We start from the raw sequence: 20,934 nt of genomic DNA, 5'->3' as shown, positions 1-20,934 counted from the left end.
ATTTTACCGATAGATTGATAAATAGGAGGGAAAACCATGGGGGCAATGAATCTAGGCTATATGCTAAGCCGGTCGGCTGCGGCTTATTCAGATCACATCGCCATTATTCACGGTGACTTGGAGTTGACGTATCGGGAGTTTAACGAGCGCGTTAACCGGATTGCAAGCGCGCTTCGCCAACTTGGTTTAGAGGCAGGAGACCGGGTGGCCATATTTTCGCCCAACCGCGCTGAGATTCTGGAGGTGCTTTTTGCAACGTGGAAGGCTGGCTTGGTCGCTGTACCGATGAACTTTCGCCTCCACCATGATGAGGTGCGCTATATTTTAAACCATAGCGAAGCCAAGGTTCTTGTATACGCAGGTATTTTCCAGGATGCAATTGATCGGATTGCTCAGGAACTAACCGAAACTCGGATTGCGGTCTGTCTGGACAGGGTAGGGGAAGAACAGTTTTTTCAAACGGTTCTAAACTATCACGAACTTTTGAATCGTGGAGACGCTGCTGAATGGATGGAGCAGGTTGATGGGGACGATCTAGCGTGGCTCTTTTACACCTCTGGGACCACGGGGCGACCGAAAGGGGTCATGTTGACGCACCGTATTCTTTTGCTAGCCACTTTGAATGTCTGTGCAGATATTTATCCGTTTGGGCAAAATGACATAGGATTACATACAGCACCGCTCACCCACGGTTCTGGTTTATATGCCCTTCCACTAATCGCCAAGGGGGGCACAAATGTGATTATGACTGCATCCAGCTTTGATCCGGAAACAGTGTTTGCTTCGATTGAGAAGTACAAGGTCACTGTGCTTCCATTCATGGCACCAACGATGGTGAAGCGTTTGACCGAATCTGAAGTACGCAAAAAATACGACTTAAGAAGCCTGCAGTGCATCATTTACGGTGGAGCTCCTATGTATGTAGAGGATTTAATCGCGGGGAAAAAGGCGTTTGGACCGGTGTTTGCCCAGATTTACGGACAAGGCGAATGTCCTATGACGATAACTGGCCTCAGCCGAGAAGAGCACGATTTAAGTTGCCCTAAACGCCTCGCTTCTGCCGGTACTGCTCGTATGGGCGTTCAAGTACGCGTTCAGGATGCTGACGGCAATGAGTTATCTCCAGGGACTGTCGGTGAGATTGCCGTTCAAAGCGATCTCGTCATGAAAGGGTATTGGAAAAATCCTGAGGCGACCAACGATACTATCGTGAACGGCTGGATGCGTACAGGAGATGTCGGTTACATAGACGAAAAAGGGTACCTCTACATCTTGGATCGAACAAAGGACATGATCATCAGCGGAGGAAACAACATCTACCCGCGGGAGGTGGAGGAGGTATTGTTACGTCATCCTGCTGTGCAAGAGGCGTGTGTTTTTGGTGTTCCTGATCGGGAATGGGGAGAGTCGGTGAAGGCTGTTGTGGTGTTAAGACCAGGGCAAGCAGCCACTGAAGAGGAGTTGATTGCTTTCTGCCGGGATCATCTAGCCAGTTATAAAAAGCCACGGTCGGTCGACTTCGTCGAGGCGCTGCCAAAGAACGCCTACGGCAAAGTGCTTAAGCGTGAACTCCGCGCCAAGTACTGGGAAGGGTTTACACGTATGGGATCGATGTGACGCGGCGACTTAATACAAAACTATAAAAGTTCAAAAAGAAATAGATATAAGTGTGTGGTTAATATAAAAGGCGAAATAGATATTCCCGCTAGACGTATTTTACATTGGGTGACAAACCTATGACCTCTTTTTCATAAAATTAGTATAAGTAGTTCCGTTTTCGTGGAGAAGCATAAGAAATCACATAATAAATTAAAACATACTAAGATTAGTAGCACAGACCACGGCCATGGTCTGTGCTACTATTTTTTTATAGTAGAAGTGGAGAATAGGTCGTGACAGCCCCAGAACCTTGAGTTCGTAATTAAAAAACTGGCCTACTTCACTGCCCTTATAAGAATCAGTTTCAGTATGTTGGATCCTTGAGATCGTGTATAAGAAAAGGGAATCGATAAGGTGAAGTGAAGACTTCTACATAAAAATCAGGAGGAATGTATATGCAAAGCGTCATTGCTTTTGATGTCAGTATGGGAAAAAGTTATATGGTGATTTATAACGCTGCACGTTCTTGTATTTTTGAGGGGGAAATTTTGCATAATCGCCCCCATTTTGAACAGCTAAATAAACAAATCATCGATTTAGTACAAAAAGATGGACAAGTTCCAGCCATTGTATTTGAAGCAACAGGCGTGTATTCCCGACCATTAGAGCGCTTTATGAATGATCACGGTTTTCCGTACTGTCTGTTAAATCCCCTTGAATCAAAGATTCAAACGGCTACTATGCGCATTCATAAAACCGATAAAAGTGATGCCCATCGTTTGGCCCAAACTCACTTCACAACCGAACGGCGCATAAAAAAACCGCAGGACAACTACTTCGACCAAATGCGTGCGCTTTCCCGATACTATCATGAATTAGACGAAGAACTAGCGATGCTTCGAAGTAGAATGCACACTTTACTACAACTGACTTTCCCAGAAATGGAATCGCTGTTCACACAAAAATCCGAACTGTTTTTAAATATTCTACAGCTATTCCCACATCCTGATTACGTTAAAAATCTTTCAAAGACGGTTGTACGCAACCGACTACTTGCCAACACAGATAAGAAATTAGCGCCTAAAACGGCGGAGAAAAAGGCCGTACAGTTAATAGGTGCAGCACAGGATTCGTATCCAGCAGTGGATCAAGACGACATTCGCTGTGAACAGCTAAAAGATTATGCCAAACGTTCTTTAGCCATTTTGAGAAAACGTGAGGAACTGATTCAGCAGATGGTTGTTCTTTCAAAAGAACGAAATGAATATCAAATATTAATCAGTATTCCTGGTATAGGGAAAAATACAGCCGTTCGTTTGATTGGAGAAATAGGCGACATAACACGCTTCGAAAATCATAAGCAACTCAATGCCTATGCAGGAATTGATATAAGGCGTTTTCAATCAGGCACATTGTTTTACAAAGATAAAATCAATAAGCGTGGCAACAGTCATCTGCGCAAAATCCTTTATTTTACGATTCAAAATATGATCCGCCAACGACGCTTTGGACACAATCATTTTGTAGAATACTACGACAAATTAAAAACGCAACCCTATAACAAATGTCATAAAGTTGCGTCCATCGCATGTGTGAATAAGTTATTGAAGTGCCTCTTCCACCTTATTACACACAATTTAACTTACAATTACGAAATCGCTTCAGTATCTTCGTAATTGTGTAGGAAAAGTATAACATAATGGGCCTAGCGAAAAAAAGCAAAAATCGTTAGGTCTATTTGGCATGCGAAAATCTTTTTTTGGAGGAAGGGGTACCCCTTCCTCCAAAAAAAGATTAATTATCTCAAATAACTATTGATAAACCTCTTGACTAATCGTAAGAAGGGGCTGTCCGAAAAGTAGTATTTAATCCCGAAATCTAAAAAAAGCAAACCCAAAGAATGCTGTAAAATCAACATTCTTTGGGTTTTAATTTTGGCGGATTTTCAACTAAAATGGACTTTTTAGACAGCCCCTTTCTAATACTTGATGTATCAACAATTATTCGATTTTAACCATATAAATACGCATAGCAAATAACACATTATAAGGGACAATAGCTATTGGTCTACCTGATAATTTGGATGTTAAAAGTGGTGAGATTTACTTTATGGTTGAAAGAATAGCTAAAAACTATGTCGGTGCACTGAAAATTATTAAGGAATTTAAATTTCTCGAAAGTTATCACTTGAATACTGATACAACTAACGCTGCAAATATATATGAATAAGGATATATATTTTTTACAAAATGAGATCGAAACTGCAATTGAGCTAATGCAAAGATACTGAGACATGCTAAGTTATCCGACGAATGAATATGTCTTGGTTGTACTTATAGGGGGCTTGGGAAATATACAAAGCTATTGGATATAATCAACAGGCAGTTGCGTTTTTTAAGCTTTTTAGAGAGATGAATTAACCGAGTAAAAGAAATTGAGGGTTTAATGAATTAGTCACTCATTTTTTATTGTTCTAACGGATAGCATTAGTCAATAAACCTCACCCTTTTTCGCTTCGATAACCTACATCTCAGATAAGTACTCATTTATGTTGCCAAAATGAATATCTTATTGAAGTAACCATATTAATTACGGGGGAATCGAGCATGGGATACTTTGTTACTGTAGAGCAGGTGTAAATATATATGTGGAAGATATTAACCCAGGGGGTAGCAAGACTATAGTGTTTATACATGGTTGGCCGTTAAGCCATAAACAATTTGAATATCAGTTTGATGTTCTTCCCGCATTGGGTTACCGCTGTATTGGTATAGACTGGAGGGGTTTTGGGATTCGGATAAACCAATCAGTGGCTACACTTATAGCAGACTGGCAGATGATATCCGTACTATAGTTGGTACCTTACAATTAGATAATTTTACGCTCTTGGGTCACTCTACGGGTGGAGCAATTGCGATTCGATAGATGTCTCGATACAATGGTTACGGAGTATCCAAACTTGTCCTTATTGACGCTGCAGCTCCAACAGGCTTTTCTACAGAAACTGCTAATAAACTTCTTAAGGAAACGTTAAATGACCGCCCAAAGATGATGCAGGGAATAACAGATAGCTTTTTCTTTCAGTATATAACTCGGCCATTCTCGGACTGGTTTTTCCAAATGGGATTACAGGCTGCGGGATGGTCGACCGGGGCAGTCATTGTTTTATTAAGAGATGAGAAATGATCTTCCAAAAATAGTTACCCCCACTTTAATTATTCACGGCATTCATGATAAAGTTATTCCATTTTCACAAGCTCAAGAACTAAATCAAAACATAAGAAATTCAATACTAGTCCCGTTTCAATATAGTGGTCATGGAGCTTTCTGGGAAGAACGTGATAAGTTTAACCAGATATTGACACAATTTATTTAGTTAAAAATTTAATTTATTTAAATAAACGGAGAAAGGATTGCACAATAGTCGTGTCCTTTTATGGGCAGTAAAATTTGTACGCTGCTTATCAGGTCTAGTCCATTTTCAAATTAACTTGCTTCCTTTGTTTAAAGCAAGTATACTTTTTAAATTTTTATTTTAGTCATTTGGTCTAATTCTAACTGTAATCATATATTTTATATGAAGGATAAAATATGAGCATTTTTTATGTAACCCATACCATATGAAATAGGTGAGACTAAAATGTTTGTAGTTTATTTTTACGAAAACAAAAATCTTTTATTAAGTCAGTTGGTTAAACGTCTTCCATCCGTTGGTGAAGATTTAACAATCAAAGGTTGTAAAGGAAAAGTTTCAAGTGTAAATTGTATTGATGAAAAAATTTTTCATGTGCAAGTTATCTTAGAAAATGTTAGAAAAAATAAACTTATTGTTGATAATTCAAAAAAGAAAAAAAGGTAAGCAAGTAAAATTTGTTAATCCCTTCCCTAAGGGATCAAAACAGAGTAAAATTAATACAAATAATGTTTTAAAGAGTCCTTTGCAATTTTATTTAGGGTAGTTAAAAAAAGAACGCACATGTTAGAAATGTCTAATATGTGCGTTCTTTAATTAGCTGTTCATTATCTAAAGCACCCGTTAGCCATCTATGAAGCGCAAAAAACAGCCCTTCACCACAGAGATAGATTCATTAATCTACCTCTACTATTCATTTTGATTAAAAATAAAATCGTTTTAGGCCATATGTAAGTGGGGCGACAAACTCATGCTTGTACAAAACAGTGCATAAAAAAGTCCGCTTCCTTGGCTCCTATGATAGGGTTCCACTTCAACATAGAAGGAAGACGGACGATCATGATGGTTTTTTTAAAAGATCTATTCACAAACTCACGCCATATTATCGTGGTTTCACTTTATTGTGGGATGAAAGTAGACCAGACCCAACTAGATAAACCGAACTCGTTTAAGAAAAAATTGCATTTCTCAGTTGCTTCATTCGAAAGACTTTCTTTCGTTTGGACTCGTTAGGCTACTTATTATGAATTCACATGTTTTTTGTTATTCCGTACTGCAAAGATAATAGTACCTGTCCAAACAATTAATATAGATACGTAAATGATAGGGATCCATAAATCATTAATTGACCAAGCATTAAGTAATGTTTGGGCATTGGTTAATATGATAAAACCTCCTACAAGGACTCCTAATAAATGCGAAGGTAATCTTTTTACTAACCATGCCGCAATGGGGGCTGCAATAATTCCTCCTAACATAAGAACGATGACCCAAAACCAGTTAACTTCTTTCCAACCTAGCGAAATAAGAAATCCTATAGAGGCAGAAACAGCTATCGCAAACTCACTTGTATCGACTGTACCGACCACTTTTCTAGCTGAAGTGCCTTTTTTGGATAATAGGACCGGAGTTGTAATGGGTCCCCAACCGCCTCCACCAGTTGCATCTGCAAATCCGGCAATGAATCCTAATGAAATAGATTGTTTTCTAGATAAGTTGATCGATTTCTTCTCACTACCTTGATTGCATCGAAAGAGAAAGCGAAACAGAACATATATCCCAAGTGTTAATAAAAACAAAGAAATATACGGTTTTACAGCATCACCTGGTAAATTGCTTAAAAAACAAGCTCCTACAAATGCTCCAATAGAACCGGGAATGATTAATTTTTTTACAGCTTGGCGATCAACATTTCCAAATTTAATATGAGAAATACCAGAAGCTGCAGTCGTTACCACTTCAGAAAGGTGTACGGATGCCGAAGCTATGGCAGGAGCAATTCCAAATGTTAATAAAAGTGATGACGAAGTGACACCGTACGCCATTCCCAATGAGCCATCAATTAGTTGGGCTAAAAAACCGATAACCGCAAATATAATGAGTTTTCGCATTGTTGACATCCCACAAAAACAGCCTCCTTTTTTGCTTTTATAAACTGATGCACCTTATTATGGGAATTGTGCTAAAGCCTATATTATTAAATGCAGATCAAAAAAAAGTGATACAGTTGAAGCACAAAATTAAATATTTAGCTCTCGAGCGTAATAGTCATTTTGTTGGATCTTCTGAACCGGTTCTGGTGCAGAAATCAATCCAATCGAAGGGTATTGCAAAAGCATTACGTGTACATCATAGGGGCATAAAAAAATCCACCCAATATGGAGAATGTCCCATACCTAAAGGTGGATGCTTGTTTTTTATTTTTTAGTCAAATTCATGCTTGAATGTGTAAGAATTTTTCCGCAGATACACTTGCTCTTCATCGTATTTAATAAATCATTGTTATCCGTCTTTCTCTCCTGTATCCGATTCTTCTTCACTATTGATATCCATCTTTTCTCCGCCACAAGAAATATACGAATACACTTCCATATCTTCTTTTGTTTTCGACATTCCTTGAATATATGGTTTGATTAAATCCTTAAAATCTTCTGAAACCCCTTTATCTTGCAAATGTCCGAAAACATACATTTTTTTTTCGTCCATCAAAAAGGTTAAATATCCCACGGCTTTTTGATTTTGATTCACCACATTTAATACGTGAAAATAGGGCGTAAATACTTCTGGTGAAAAATAAATTTGCAATGAAGGTACCCCCTTTTAAGTAAACTGCAACTTTTGAAATAATGAGTCGCTCGACTCTTCGGGTGATCCTTGTTTTTTAACACGAATCAAAAACAAGCATAAAATAGCAACAATTAACGTTAAACCAGCAGTAGACAAAAACATCCCTGTCTTTGACCATTCCATTAACAAACCATAAATTGGCGGACCGATGGCAGCACCTAAAAATCGAACCGACCCGTAAAGGGAAGTGACAAAACCTCTTCGATCAGCTGAAACTGCCCCAGTTATAAAGCTGTTAATACAAGGAAGAACCAAACCTGTGCCAATGCTACTAATGACGAGAATGGATAAAAACGGAATAAGGCGATCAAAAAATACGAGCGTTGAAAATGAGACTGTCATTAGTAAAAGCCCAATAATAATTAACTGTTTCATTAGTTTCATTTTCTTGCCAATTTTGTTGCCTGTTATGTAGGAAGTGGTTGTCATAAAAAGCAACGGAATGGCTAATATCGCCCCCTTTAGTACCCCGTCTATTTTGTAGGTTTTCTCTACGATATCAGAGATATAAAAAAGGATTCCAAACAAAGTAAATAAACAAGTTGCTCCTGCTAAATAGGCCGTAAAGAGCCATCGGCCTTCATGCTTGAAGACTGTAAACAACCCCTTTACATAGTTTTTAACAGGCAGATGATCATTTTTCGTTCGTTTTTCTTTTATAAAAAATATTGTCAATAAAATGGAGATTAAACAAAAGATTGGAAATACAAAGAAAGCAGCATACCAAATAATTAAAGCGATTAAAGAACCAATAATGGGTGAAATAACTTTTCCAAATCCGTTGGATGCTTCAACCAATCCAAGTACTTTACTTTGCTGGCCTCCCTTAAACAAGTCTCCGGTTAAAGCCATGGCTATAGGCGCTGTTCCAGCTGCCCCTATACCTTGAATAACCCTTCCAGTTAAAATCCACATGTATGCATGTGAAAACCATGCGGCAGCAAAACCGGCTAACAGTCCTCCTGCTCCATACAAAATTAATGAGGGAATAATAATGGCTTTTCGGGTAAACCGATCGGACAAATACCCTAGTAACGGAATGGAAATCGCTGCGGCAACAGAAAAAACAGTAATAATTAAGCTGACTTTAAATTGTGTCAAATTTAGTTCAGCCTTTATCTTTGGAAGAATCGGGATAAGCATAGAGTTACCTAACACTAAAATTAATGGAATAGAACCAATCGCAGCTATTGTCATTCCTGTATGTTTATTTTTAGACAAAGGCGATATCAACTCCTTAACGAGAAAAATTGGAACACTTTCATATTTTAAGTCAACTTTCTTTCCTCTATTCGCTGAATAAATAGATAGTTTAAATACAAAGGTTGTATTTATACACCAATCGCCTATGAACTGAATAGCATAGCAATTGTAAGGAAAAGGAGGCGAGTACCCAAATATGAACTTTTTGTCATTACCTACAAGAGTAAAAAAAAACCGTCGTTACGGTATTACCGTTATAGCTGATTTTGGTATCCCAGTTGGTGAATTAACTCATATTTTATCCGATTATCATTCTTTTATTGATCTTGCAAAAATCGGAATCGGTTCAGCCTATGTAACACCCAATTTGAAAAGAAAAATCGAATTGTACAAGGAATATGATATTCAGCCATATTGTGGCGGGACATTGTTTGAAAAAGCCTATTATCAAGAAAAAATCAATGAATATGTTGAATTTTTAAAGGATCTCAAAATAGAGTGGATTGAAGTTTCAGACGGCACATTGGACATTCCGCTAGAGAAACGAATTGAATTGATCAACCAAATGAAAAGTTTATTCCACGTGATTGGTGAAGTTGGATCTAAAGATCACTCGAAGGTGTACACAAATACCCAATGGTTAGAAGAAGTTCAAGCACTCTTAGAAGCAGGCTGCGAATATATCATGGTGGAAGGAAGAGATTCAGGAACCGTGGGGATTTATGAAAGTGATGGAAAAGTAAAAAAACATTTAATAAATGATTTCATTCAATACACCGATATACGGAAAATTATTTTCGAAGCTCCAACACCAAAACAGCAAATGTTTTTCATTAATCTTTTAGGCCCAAACGTAAATTTAGGAAATGTCAAGCCTCAAGATATTTTAATGTTGGAAGCTCAACGCTCTGGACTGAGAAGCGAAACATTTTTTTTGGAGGAAACCAAATGCTTATTTTCTTAATTCGTCATTTACCGACGGATTGGAATAAGAAAGGACTGCTTCAAGGAAGAAGAGATGTCCCGATCGATCCAATCACACCAAATGTTTCGAAACAAATTCAAAAAAATAAACAACTATTAAATGAAATGGGTCCGTTTGATATCGTTCTAACTAGTACGTTAAAAAGAACCCAACAAACTGCCACTCATTATGGATTTACAAATTATAGATGTGAAGAACTCTTAGATGAGTTAGATTTTGGCTCATTTGAAGGCATAGAAAAAAGGAAATTAATTGAAAAATACCAAAGTGAGTGGTTGGAACATCCGAGACATCTCGTTTTGGGAGAAAGTCTTGCTGATTTTGAAAATCGGATTTTCGCTTTTTTAGAAAAATATGCATCCTATCAAAAGATTTTAGTATTTGGGCATGGTTCTTGGATCAGAGCAGTTACATCCATCCATGAAATCGGAAATGTCAATAAAATGAATCAGATTGTTGTTGAAAACAATACGTTAATACCATTGGATTTTATCAATCATTCTTTAGGGGGGAACCATCATTGGGTAGCACACTAACTTATGATCGTTGGGATCAAGACTATGTACAACAATTGCAAAATGGTTTCAAAGATTTTGTTGATGTCATTAAATGGGCGTATAAGGAATACGAAGAAAAAATGATTTATGCGTGCAGTTTTGGTGCTGAAGGTGTTGTATTGGTCGACATCATTAGTAAAATAAACCCTTTTGCGAAAATTATTTTCCTTGATACGGATTTGCATTTTAACGAAACATACGAATTAATCGATCGAATAAAAGAAAAATACCCGACTTTAAAGATTGAAATGATAAAATCTGATATTTCTGTCAATCAGCAAAACGCAAATTATGGTGACCGTTTGTGGGAGAAAAATCCGAATCTTTGTTGTTACCTACGTAAAATTCAGCCTTTGAAAAAAGTTTTAACCAATCATGATGCCTGGATGACTGGTCTTCGCCGTGAACAGTCTTCCACAAGGAAAAACATCAATTATATTAACAAAGATGATAAATTTGAAAAAATAAAAATTTGTCCTTTAATTGACTGGTCATGGGAAGATGTCTGGTCCTATATTCGTATTCATCAAATTCCATACAATCAACTCCATGACCAACATTATCCGAGTATTGGTTGTGAACCATGTACCGCTAAAGTGTTGGAAGGAACCAATTTGCGGGCAGGGCGTTGGATCAATAAAGAAAAAACAGAATGTGGGCTTCATAATTAAAGAGAAAAAATTGGAGGTAACAAAATTGACAAGAAGTATCCCTCATGGAGGAAAATTAGTCAATCGATTTTATCCAACATACAATGTATCTGATATTAAACATGACATTCCGTTGGATCAGATGGCATTAAGTGATTTAGAACTAATTGCTACTGGAGCATACAGCCCATTAGAGGGGTTTATGGATCAAAAAAATTACGAATCCGTCGTAAATGATATGAGGTTAGCATCGGGTGAACCGTGGTCGATTCCTATTACTTTAACGGTCAGCCGTGAAAAAGCCGCTCAATTAAAAATTGGCCAATTTGCCAAACTGGTGATGAACGGAGAAGTTTACGGTGTCATCGAAATATCGGATTTATTTTCCCCAGATAAAGAACAAGAAGCCATTAACGTCTTTCGAACAAAAGATCTTGCTCATCCAGGTGTTGCAAAATTATGGAGCCGTCCAGATGTATATGTAGGTGGCCCGGTCATTATGGTCAAACGTTTGAAAAAAGCAAAATTTAGTGAGTATTTACTTGATCCTTCTCATACAAGAGAAATATTTAAAAAAAGAAAGTGGAAAACCATTGTCGGTTTTCAAACGAGAAATCCGGTGCATCGGGCTCATGAATATATTCAAAAATGTGCGTTAGAAACCGTTGATGGTCTTTTTTTACATCCGCTCGTAGGTGAAACGAAATCTGACGATATCCCAAGCGATATCCGGATGGAAAGCTATGAAGTGTTGCTAAAAAAATATTACCCAACAGACCGTGTACTGTTATCCGTTTTTACAGCCTCTATGAGATATGCTGGACCAAGGGAAGCTATCTTTCATGCCATCGTTCGGAAAAACTTTGGCTGTACCCATTTTATTGTCGGACGGGATCATGCTGGTGTAGGAAGTTATTACGGTACTTATGATGCGCAAAAAATATTTTCCTATTTTTCTGACGAAGAATTAGGGATTCAGCCGTTATTTTTTGAACACAGTTTTTATTGTTTACAATGCGGAGGAATGGCATCTGCTAAAACATGTCCACACAATAAAGAAGATCGAGTGATATTGTCAGGAACCAAAGTACGACAAATGTTAAAACAAGGCATAAGACCTCCAAAAGAATTTAGTCGTCCGGAGGTCATCGATGTACTAATGAAGAATGAAAAGCAGCCAATATAGGGGAGATGAGGATTTATGAAACAAAGTCATATTATTTGGCATCCTGCGCTTGTAACCAAACAAGATCGGCAACGATTAAACCAACATAAAAGTTGTACATTATGGTTTACAGGACTATCTGGTTCAGGAAAATCGACATTGGCGAATACCGTTGATAAGAAATTATTTGAAAAAGGGATCAGAAGTTATGTATTGGATGGAGACAATATTAGACACGGTTTAAACAAAGATCTTTCGTTTAGCAAAGAGGATCGAAAAGAAAATATTCGCAGAATTGGGGAAGTAGCTAAACTTTTTGTTGACAGTGGTCAAATTGTTTTAACGCCATTTATATCTCCCTTTCGTAAAGATCGGGATATGGTTAAAACTCTTTTTTCTAAAGGGGAATTTTTTGAAATATACGTAAAATGTCCATTAAATGTTTGTGAATTTCGGGACCCAAAGGGTTTATACAGTAAGGCAAGAAAAGGGGAAATTCATGAATTTACAGGTATTAGTTCCCCTTATGAAGAGCCGCTGAATCCTGATTTAATAATCGAAACAAATTTGTTAACGATCGAAGAATCAGCGGAAAAGATCATTTCTTTTTTACAAGAAAAAGAAATCATCTAATTCTTTGATCGTTACTTTTTCCGCCAACCTAGAGAAATAAATGGAAAGCTTGGCCATTTTAAATAGTAAATGATATCAATTATATTCGTTGAAATGGTTTGACATAATATTGCATAAAAAACGATTTTAAAATCAATAACCGAGGCCGTTAATATAAAGATAAAAAGGTTGAGCCCAAGCATCACTTTCCCTGGACTCCAGCCTTTATAAGTTGCAATCATCAATGCAGGAATGACCATCCCTCCGCTAGAAGCTCCATGACGAATTAATATTCCTACTCCAATCCCAAAGAGAATGCTGCCGCATAATAGATCCAGCCAAAGGTTCACGTGCGGGAATGAAACGTATTCCGTTATTAGATTTACGGTAATAGATGTAATTGTCACCGAATACATGGTTCGAATCGTCCAAGAGTAGCCAAAGTATTTCAATGCTAAAACTAAAAAAGAGAAATTGGCAACCCATAATGCAAGGCCTAACGGAAGATGCAACCAATGGTTCATTAAAATCGTCAATCCTGCGGCTCCACCTGATGGAATGGAATGCGGGAACAAGAAAATGGCCATAGAAGTTCCTTGCACGACAGCACCAATGAAAAGTAAAACATATGTATATAAATGACGATTCATTTTCTTTAACGACCTTTCTAGGATGATATTTCTATTCATAATATCTTTAGATCTTTCTCTTGTCCATTTTATGAGAACAAGTGGACATATATGTTTGAAAAAATCGCCTGTATTGGGCGATTTTTTCGGGCAGTCTGAGAGGAGAATGAACTCTCCTCTTTTTTGTTGGATTTAACACTGAATTTATGTCCGGCTCTTTTACTGGCTTGTGTATATTAAATCATATGTTTCCTTGTGCGGGTAGTTCGGATCATGATGATCTTGCCTGTCTGTTAAATAGGATATGTATCTAAAATTTATATGTATAGGCGAGTATAAAAATCCAATGGAAGATTCTGTTTTTGTATTATGATACATCCAACAGATCCTAAAAATGAGAAAAGATATCGGTAAAGTGGCTTATTTTTGAAGTGGTTGCTCTCACTAAATTTAATGTTGACAAAAACATCCAGATTTTTCATTGTAAAATATGTAAAAAAATTACAATTATAATTCGTATTATTTTTCGCAGAAATCAGTCTAAAGGTGTCTGGCTATTTACTGCTACGTAAAAAACAAATTAATCCTTAATTAGGAATAACGATTAAAAGAGCAGCCACCAAAATAGCTGCTCTTTCTCTTTTATTCTTGCCGTTCGATTGTGTGGGCCATCGTCCAGAACGGTGAAAAACTTTCGACTTCATGAACGCCAACACAAGTAATTCTTAAATGTGGACGGGTTTTGTTTCCTTTAATTACATAAGACTCAGCTTTTGTTTCTTCGTTGTGAGCGGCCATCAGATAGACAACATCGTTGAACAATTCATGTTTCGGAATTCCTTCTGTAATTTCAAATACTTCATCGAACCCAGCCTCTAATGTCGCTTTCGTATTTTCTTTGATTACTACGAAGTTCACGTCATCTGAAAGTACTTCTATTCTCATGTAAATATCAGGATTGGCTTCTAACATGACGATGTCTCTGCCTGGTTCTTCTTCTGCAAATTGATACCCTTCCATCACATAAAAGGAATATCCTTGATTCTTGCTTTCCCGTAAGTAACCTATTTTTTCTTCTTTCATTCCCTCCATTTCATAAGTTAAAACCGTTTCGAATAAGCGAATCGTTTGATCCTCTTTGGCAGGAGAGGATACTGGCGTGTCAGGATCGGTACCGTTGTTATCATCCGATGGCTCAGTGTGATCAACCGGGTGGTCAGGAGCTGGTTCAACAACTGGATCGTCTTTTTCTGTCATAGGGGATGTATGTTGAGTGCTGCAGGCACTTAAAAAAACAAACAAAATGGTGCATATGATGGTCATTTTCCAATGTGTCATTTATTTTTCCTCCTTAGAGTTCAGTCAACAATTAGACTGATTTTGTTATGAAAAGGTTACGAATATTTGGATAGGTAAGAAAAAAATAGGAGAATTCACCATTCCTCCTAAGTTTTATTTTGCTTTCATCTTTATACATATGAGGAGGAGGGATAAACGTGAATTACACAGTCATTGTGGTTTTAGTTATTTCTGTGTTCATTTGTAGCTTAATTGATGTTTGGACAACCAAGATACAAAAACGAGCAGTAATTTTTTTTTATAAATACTTAAATATAGAGAGCACTTTTAATCAAGAGGCTCTTTTTTTGCAAAAAATACTGAAACCAATCGGTTCCTAGGACGTAAAAAATTACAAAAGAATACAAAGGTAATCGAGGTGAAATGACCGTGTCCATGATCGCTTTTCTTATCATCATGGGGTTTACGCTTATCATTCATGGTGGAATGACGTATTTAGTTTTGAAGAAAAAAGAATATAGTTTTATATCAGGTTTTTACAATCGCTCGAAAGAAGAACAACAGCAATTAATTGAAAACGGATATCCACAAGCCATCGGGAAATTGCTCCTTTATACGTTTATCATTTTATTCGTTTCGGTTGTTTTAGCTTTGTTTCGAGTGCCATTTGGTTTTGATATTGGTTTGGGGTTGTTCGTAATCGTACTCTTTGGCGGAACGGTGTATGTTCAAAAATACGAATTAGCTCATAAGCGCAAAAAAAATTACTGGATTTCGGGAATTATTACGGTAATTGTCATTGTATTCGTTACGGTGCTAGGCTATTTTGGTTTTCAAGAAAACGAGATTATCATTGATGATCAGCATTTGAAGGTGACGGGTTTCTATGGGGTGGAATGGCCGATTGAGGAGATCAGTCAAGTAAAATTGTTGAATGAACTTCCAGAAGTAATTGTGAAAACGAACGGTTTTGCAGCCTTTGGTCGATTGAAAGGCTCATTTCGATTAGAAAAACCTTACGGTGGAGGGAAATTATTTGTTCACAATGGATATGAACCGTATTTATATGTTGAAAAAGGTGATGATTATATCATTCTTAATCGAAAGAATAATAATGAAACACAAAAGTTGTACGACGAGTTATTGGAAAAGGTAAAAAAACGGTGATTCCACCAATGATGGGTGGGAAGATATTTCAATATGTCGTTTTCTAACGTTAACAGCAAACACGCTTTAATGGCTAATACATGTTTAAGGCATTTTTGACTCGCTTGATTTCTTTTTTGTTGTCAAACAATTCTTCCACGAGAATTTTTTGACCGTTTGCTACGTCAGTGAGCTGTTTGTCCATCTCTTTGATCGTTTGTTCAACTTGGTTCAGCCGATTATTCATGTCTGTCAATTGTTGATTCGTTTGTTCAAATTTTTGTTCGATTTGCTGAAAGTGTTGTTCAATTTGCTCAAAGCGTTGGTCAATTTGCTCAAAGCGTTGGTCGATTTGTTCGAATCGTTGGTCAATTTGTTTAAAGCGTTGGTCGATTTGTTCGAATCGTTGGTCAATTTGTTTAAAGCGTTGGTCGATTTGTTCGAATCGTTGGTCAATTTGTTCAAAACGACGATCGATTTGTTCAAAACGCTGGTTCGTTTGTTCCGTATGATTTTTTAGTTGATCCGCTAGTTCTTTAATCGCCTGTAAAATCATTTCATTTGTAATATTGGCCATGGATGTCTCTCCTTTCTTTATTTTGATCATCAATCCCATTATAACATGACTGGCTATATCGACGTATTTATGTTTGTCTTTTAAATTATTGGTAAAAAATTCTTGAGAACAAAAGAGTACAATAGTATCAGGCTAGTCTAAATAAACAATAAAACACCACTTGGAGGTGGTGTTTTCATAAAAATTATGATTGTATTGGGGAAATAAATCACAAATTAATGCTCTTTTAAGCTGTTTACAGATACTGTTTGTTTATTATCTGGTTCATCAAGGGGGTAGATAGTGGCTGTTCCACTTTCTTCATCTACTTGTTGAATATAGATAGGCACCCCATTATAGGTTACATTCGCCATAACTGGAGAGGCAGCAATTTCTTTTGCTCGTTCTGTGTTCATGTAATGACCTCCTTTTGATTTGGAACAGTTATAATATTTACACCACATTCTTTAGATATACATGTTGTTATTCAATTACTTACGAGCTAATTTTTTTAGATACAAAAAAACTCCACAAGATTGTGGAGGAAATCTACTTATATATAGGGGTTGATGTTAAACGAAAGAAATGCCTCTTAGTTGAAAATCGGAAGTAAATACAAGACTGCGAAAAAATGAGCGGTCGAACCTGCTAATACAAATAGATGCCAGATGGCATGGTGAAATGTAAAACCTCTCCATACGTAAAATATTGCCCCAATTGTATAGAAGATTCCCCCTATTACCAGGAATATCAATCCTTTAGAAGAAAGACTCGCCATTAGAGGTTTCCATGCAAAAACGACAAGCCATCCCATAACGACATATATAATGGTAGACGTGTATAAATATCGATTGACAAAAAAACATTTAAAAACTGTACCTATAACAGCCATGCCCCAAACGATAACAAACAACGTCCAACCGATGGCGCCTTTTACCGCTAAAAAAAGAAAAGGTGTATAGGTTCCAGCGATGAAATAATATATAAAGGAATGGTCGAAAATCTCAAAAAGTCGTTTTACCTTTCCTTCTGGGAGACCATGAGCAAGCGTAGATGATAAATATAACAAAAGCATGGTACTGCCAAACACACTAAAACTCACAACATGCCATGCATTTCCATAAATGGATGCCGATACGACCAAAATCACAAGTCCCACTATACTGAGCAATGCTCCAATCCCGTGAGTGATGGAATGGACTACTTCCTCCACTTTCGTAAACGTATGTGTATTTGCCAAACTTTTCATTCCTTTCCATCTAGAGCCGTTTCCTCTCATTTTACCATATTTATCTGGTGAGAAGACGGTGAAAATGTAAATATAACAGTCATTTGTGATGAAAGATAACTTGCTAGCATATTTTTCCGATTCTTCCGCTAAAATTGATTTGAATAAAGAGGAATCCTCTTTTTTGAAAAGTATTTATTTAAGTAGGGAATAGTTCTCTCTTTGTGGGGGTGGAGAAATGAAAGTCGTTGATCCATTAAAACGAGAGATTTGGGATCGGTTTGTTAGGGAAGGTGCACTCAATTCGATACGAATGAACAAAAGGGTCGCGGAGTCTTGGTACTTATGCCGCCAATCCGGGGTCAATCCATACGATGGAAAAGGTAGGGTGATCTTAAATCAAGATTCACTCAAGACACGAAAAAAAAGAAATCAAAAATTACTGCAACTGGCCATACCCTTTTTAGAAAAATTACAAAAGGTTTATGAGAAATCAAAATTTATATTCTTACTTGTAGACCGTAATGGTTATGTTTTGTATGCGAAAGGGAATAAGCAAACACTAAAGAGGGCTGAATCCATCAATTTTGTAGAAGGGGTAAAATGGACAGAAGATGAAGTCGGAACGAATGCCATCGGCACAGCTATACGAATCAAAGAACCTATTACCATTTCAGGAATGGAGCATTATTCTGTCGCTTCCCAGCCATGGGGCTGTTCCGCCGCTCCTATCTATAATGAACACGGAGAATTTGTAGGCATTATTGATGTTTCTTACCCTATCGATGACGATTTAGATAAACATGTACTTGCAGCTGTTGTTTCGACAGCATATGCAATTGAACAACGATTTCACATTCAGTCAAAAGAGGATGAATTGGAATTATTTAACCACGCTTTAAATATAGATAACCCCGATTTACCTATCGTTTTATGTGATGAAAAAGAAAAAATTGTTTGGATTAACCAATGTTTACGCAATTCTCTCTCCAACTGGCAGGATATGTATTTAAAGGATCTATACAATCAAGATTGGCTCATCCAAACTAAATTCCCGCTATACTCCAAAATTCGTCATGATATCATTGGTTATCGTCTCCATATTCGAAAAAATAAAGAAAAAAATAGACAATATGCTTCAACGATCTTTAAGTTTGATGGTGTAAAAGGAACAAGCAAGATATTTGAACATGTCATTAAATGTTGTGAAAGAGCAGCTAACACTGACGTAGCTGTTCATATAACAGGTGAAACTGGCACTGGGAAGGAAATAATTGCCCGTTCGATTCATTTCAACAGTCCGAGAAAAAATGGTCCTTTTATCGCGATTAACTGCGGTGCCATTCCAAAAGATTTAATCGAAAGTGAACTATTTGGATATGCCGAAGGAGCGTTTACCGGTGCAAAACGCAAAGGTCATAAAGGAAAGTTTGAACAGGCGAATGGAGGTACTCTGTTCCTTGACGAAATTGGTGAAATTCCTTATGAGATGCAGGTTGCTTTGCTGAGAGTGCTGCAGGAAAAACAAATCGTTCCGATTGGCGGAACAAAACCGATCTTGCTGGATATCCGTATTATTACCGCTACACACCGTAATTTATATGAACTTGTAAGGTTGGGAAAGTTTCGTGAAGATTTGTTTTACCGAATTTATGTCTATCCAATACATGTCCCACCTTTAAGACAAAGGAAAGAGGATCTTCCATCCCTCATCCAATATTACTGTAAAAAAAATGACTGGCCAATCTCTTTTACTCAAGATGTAATGGAAGTTCTTATGAAACATGATTGGCCGGGGAATATCCGGGAATTATTTAATGTATTGGAACGAATCCGTGTCCAATATGAGGATAACCTTCCGGATGCTTCCATCATTCAATCCATGTTTACACATTGGAATCAACGAGACAGAATTGAAAGCAACGAAAATACTCAGCAACTGTCCTTTCGGGAACAAATAGAGAAAAATCGCATCATGGAGATGCTTGAAAAAACTGCAGGAAACGTAACAGCTGCCGCTGCCAAATTAAATATTCCACGTAGTACGTTTTATCGAAAATTGAAGAAATATGGTTTATCATGAGACATATTGAGACGATATGAGACAATGTCTCAAATTGTCTCGTTTCATGGCAAAATGCAAGGAAGTATGATCAAAAAAAAACGTTTTTTGTAAGCGTTTTATTTTTTGGCATGATTCTTGCAAAAATTTGAAGCGAAAGGATTTTTTCCAACATGAACACCAAAACGATAGGAGGTACAAATAATGACAGTAATGAAATCAGAATTGAAAAGTCTCACCCGTGAGAAAGCAAAGTGGATGTATGAGAAAATGTGTGAAATTCGCCAGTTCGAAGACAAAGTGCATGAAATTTTCAGCAAAGGTGTCTTGCCTGGATTTGTTCATTTGTATGCAGGCGAAGAAGCGGTAGCCGTCGGTGTTTGTGCTCACCTTGATGAAAAAGACTATATTACCAGTACCCATCGCGGACATGGTCACTGCATTGCCAAGGGCTGTGATTTAAATGGAATGATGGCTGAAATTTATGGAAAAGCAACCGGTCTATGCAAAGGAAAAGGGGGATCCATGCATATTGCCGATGTTGAAAAAGGGATGCTTGGTGCAAATGGTATTGTAGGAGGTGGATTTCCTCTTGCAGTTGGAGCTGCTTTAACAGCTAAATTGAAAAAAACAGGAGCGGTTGCAGTTTGCTTTTTCGGTGATGGCGCCAACAATCACGGCACTTTTCATGAGGGTATCAACTTAGCGGCGATTTGGAATCTTCCTGTCGTTTTCGTAGCCGAAAATAACGGTTATGCTGAAGCGACTCCTTTTACTTATGCATCGAGCTGCAAAAATATTGCTGACAGAGCGGCAGCTTACAACATCCCTGGAGAAATCGTGGATGGAAAAGATGTTGTCGCCGTATATGAAGCGGCTGAGCGTGCGATCTTACGGGCACGAAACGGGGAGGGTCCGACCTTAATTGAATGTAAGACCTATCGAAATTACGGTCATTTTGAAGGTGACGCTCAAACATATAAAAAAGCTGAAGAAAAAGAAAAACATGAAAAAGAATTGGATGCCATAGATAAATTCCGTAGTTATGTTCTTTCCCAACAATTAGTAACAGAAAAGGAATTAGAAGAGATTGAAGGAAAAGTAACAGAAGCCGTTAAAAATGCTGTTGAATTTGCAGAACAAAGTCCGTTTCCTCAACCAGAAGATCTCTTAAAAGATGTATATGTTTCCTATAAATAAGTC

General features: G+C 37.4%; 20 protein-coding genes and 1 pseudogene. 13 read left to right on the top strand and 8 right to left on the bottom strand.

Translation table 11 applies throughout. The features are described 5' to 3' along the window. The first annotated feature begins 45 nt into the window (after positions 1–45). From H0Z31_06600 to H0Z31_06585, 4 genes and pseudogenes are all read left to right on the top strand, one after another. On the top strand, positions 46–1,617 hold the full coding sequence (locus H0Z31_06600; GenBank protein ID MBO8177109.1) for a long-chain fatty acid--CoA ligase: 1,572 nt from the start codon (positions 46–48) through the stop codon (positions 1,615–1,617). A gap of 437 nt (positions 1,618–2,054) precedes the next feature. After that, positions 2,055–3,275, top strand: a complete 1,221-nt coding sequence (locus H0Z31_06595) for an IS110 family transposase (protein MBO8177108.1) — start codon at positions 2,055–2,057, stop codon at positions 3,273–3,275. Between the two features lie 935 nt (positions 3,276–4,210). Next, positions 4,211–4,975 (top strand): annotated as a pseudogene (locus H0Z31_06590) (alpha/beta hydrolase). 264 nt (positions 4,976–5,239) lie between these two features. Next, a complete protein-coding gene (locus H0Z31_06585) occupies positions 5,240–5,458 on the top strand; it encodes a hypothetical protein (protein ID MBO8177107.1) in 219 nt (72 codons plus the stop codon). A 575-nt stretch (positions 5,459–6,033) separates the two neighbouring features. Here the strand turns inward: H0Z31_06585 and H0Z31_06580 are convergent. From H0Z31_06580 to H0Z31_06570, 3 genes are all read right to left on the bottom strand, one after another. Next, positions 6,034–6,903 carry a sulfite exporter TauE/SafE family protein gene (locus H0Z31_06580; protein MBO8177106.1) on the bottom strand — a complete coding sequence of 290 codons (870 nt, stop codon included), beginning with the start codon at positions 6,901–6,903 and terminating at the stop codon, positions 6,034–6,036. Positions 6,904–7,294: 391 nt separating this feature from the next. Then, the gene (locus tag H0Z31_06575; protein ID MBO8177105.1) at positions 7,295–7,597 is read right to left on the bottom strand and encodes a hypothetical protein; all 303 of its coding nucleotides are present in this window, start codon (positions 7,595–7,597) and stop codon (positions 7,295–7,297) included. A gap of 15 nt (positions 7,598–7,612) precedes the next feature. Continuing rightward, positions 7,613–8,860 (bottom strand): MFS transporter, encoded by a 1,248-nt coding sequence (locus H0Z31_06570; protein MBO8177104.1) that lies wholly within the window; start codon positions 8,858–8,860, stop codon positions 7,613–7,615. A gap of 178 nt (positions 8,861–9,038) precedes the next feature. Here H0Z31_06570 and H0Z31_06565 point away from each other — a divergent pair, with 178 nt between their 5' ends. The 5 genes from H0Z31_06565 to cysC are packed head-to-tail and all read left to right on the top strand — an operon-like array spanning position 9,039 to position 12,832. Then, positions 9,039–9,806, top strand: coding sequence for a phosphosulfolactate synthase (locus H0Z31_06565; GenBank protein MBO8177103.1), 768 nt, complete (start codon positions 9,039–9,041; stop codon positions 9,804–9,806). Beyond that, positions 9,791–10,363 (top strand): phosphoglycerate mutase family protein, encoded by a 573-nt coding sequence (locus tag H0Z31_06560; protein ID MBO8177102.1) that lies wholly within the window; start codon positions 9,791–9,793, stop codon positions 10,361–10,363. Before H0Z31_06565 ends, H0Z31_06560 begins: the two co-directional genes overlap by 16 nt. Next, positions 10,348–11,055 (top strand): phosphoadenylyl-sulfate reductase, encoded by a 708-nt coding sequence (locus tag H0Z31_06555; protein ID MBO8177101.1) that lies wholly within the window; start codon positions 10,348–10,350, stop codon positions 11,053–11,055. The genes H0Z31_06560 and H0Z31_06555 overlap by 16 nt, the downstream gene beginning before the upstream one ends. A 25-nt stretch (positions 11,056–11,080) precedes the next feature. Beyond that, positions 11,081–12,220 carry a sulfate adenylyltransferase gene (gene sat, locus H0Z31_06550; GenBank protein ID MBO8177100.1) on the top strand — a complete coding sequence of 380 codons (1,140 nt, stop codon included), beginning with the start codon at positions 11,081–11,083 and terminating at the stop codon, positions 12,218–12,220. 15 nt (positions 12,221–12,235) lie between these two features. Beyond that, positions 12,236–12,832 (top strand): adenylyl-sulfate kinase, encoded by a 597-nt coding sequence (gene cysC / locus H0Z31_06545; GenBank protein MBO8177099.1) that lies wholly within the window; start codon positions 12,236–12,238, stop codon positions 12,830–12,832. Between the two features lie 11 nt (positions 12,833–12,843). Here cysC and H0Z31_06540 read toward each other — a convergent pair whose 3' ends face one another. Further along, complete coding sequence (locus tag H0Z31_06540; protein MBO8177098.1) at positions 12,844–13,461, bottom strand: YitT family protein; 618 nt, start codon at positions 13,459–13,461, stop codon at positions 12,844–12,846. A gap of 621 nt (positions 13,462–14,082) precedes the next feature. Continuing rightward, complete coding sequence (locus H0Z31_06535) at positions 14,083–14,778, bottom strand: hypothetical protein (GenBank protein MBO8177097.1); 696 nt, start codon at positions 14,776–14,778, stop codon at positions 14,083–14,085. 158 nt (positions 14,779–14,936) lie between these two features. Here H0Z31_06535 and H0Z31_06530 point away from each other — a divergent pair, with 158 nt between their 5' ends. Both H0Z31_06530 and H0Z31_06525 read left to right on the top strand, forming a co-directional pair. Further along, positions 14,937–15,119 (top strand): hypothetical protein, encoded by a 183-nt coding sequence (locus H0Z31_06530; protein ID MBO8177096.1) that lies wholly within the window; start codon positions 14,937–14,939, stop codon positions 15,117–15,119. Positions 15,120–15,162: 43 nt separating this feature from the next. Next, positions 15,163–15,906, top strand: coding sequence for a DUF3784 domain-containing protein (locus tag H0Z31_06525; protein ID MBO8177095.1), 744 nt, complete (start codon positions 15,163–15,165; stop codon positions 15,904–15,906). 73 nt (positions 15,907–15,979) lie between these two features. Here the strand turns inward: H0Z31_06525 and H0Z31_06520 are convergent, their stop codons facing one another. The 3 genes from H0Z31_06520 to H0Z31_06510 all read right to left on the bottom strand — a co-directional run bounded on the left by H0Z31_06520 (position 15,980) and on the right by H0Z31_06510 (position 17,681). After that, positions 15,980–16,462 (bottom strand): hypothetical protein, encoded by a 483-nt coding sequence (locus H0Z31_06520; GenBank protein MBO8177094.1) that lies wholly within the window; start codon positions 16,460–16,462, stop codon positions 15,980–15,982. Between the two features lie 215 nt (positions 16,463–16,677). Next, on the bottom strand, positions 16,678–16,857 hold the full coding sequence (locus H0Z31_06515) for a small acid-soluble spore protein H (protein ID MBO8177093.1): 180 nt from the start codon (positions 16,855–16,857) through the stop codon (positions 16,678–16,680). A gap of 176 nt (positions 16,858–17,033) precedes the next feature. Next, positions 17,034–17,681 (bottom strand): hemolysin III family protein, encoded by a 648-nt coding sequence (locus tag H0Z31_06510; protein MBO8177092.1) that lies wholly within the window; start codon positions 17,679–17,681, stop codon positions 17,034–17,036. Between the two features lie 226 nt (positions 17,682–17,907). Between H0Z31_06510 and H0Z31_06505 the strand changes: the two genes are divergently transcribed. Further along, positions 17,908–19,752 (top strand): sigma-54-dependent Fis family transcriptional regulator, encoded by a 1,845-nt coding sequence (locus H0Z31_06505; GenBank protein ID MBO8177091.1) that lies wholly within the window; start codon positions 17,908–17,910, stop codon positions 19,750–19,752. Positions 19,753–19,935: 183 nt separating this feature from the next. Beyond that, positions 19,936–20,931 (top strand): thiamine pyrophosphate-dependent dehydrogenase E1 component subunit alpha, encoded by a 996-nt coding sequence (locus tag H0Z31_06500; protein ID MBO8177090.1) that lies wholly within the window; start codon positions 19,936–19,938, stop codon positions 20,929–20,931. Positions 20,932–20,934 lie beyond the last annotated feature (3 nt).

The sequence above is a fragment of the Bacillus sp. (in: firmicutes) genome, assembly GCA_017656295.1.
GTDB lineage: Bacteria > Bacillota > Bacilli > Bacillales > JACDOC01 > JACDOC01.
The sequence above is the reverse complement of the archived record's forward strand: the minus strand, read 5'-3'. Positions and strand labels throughout refer to the sequence as shown.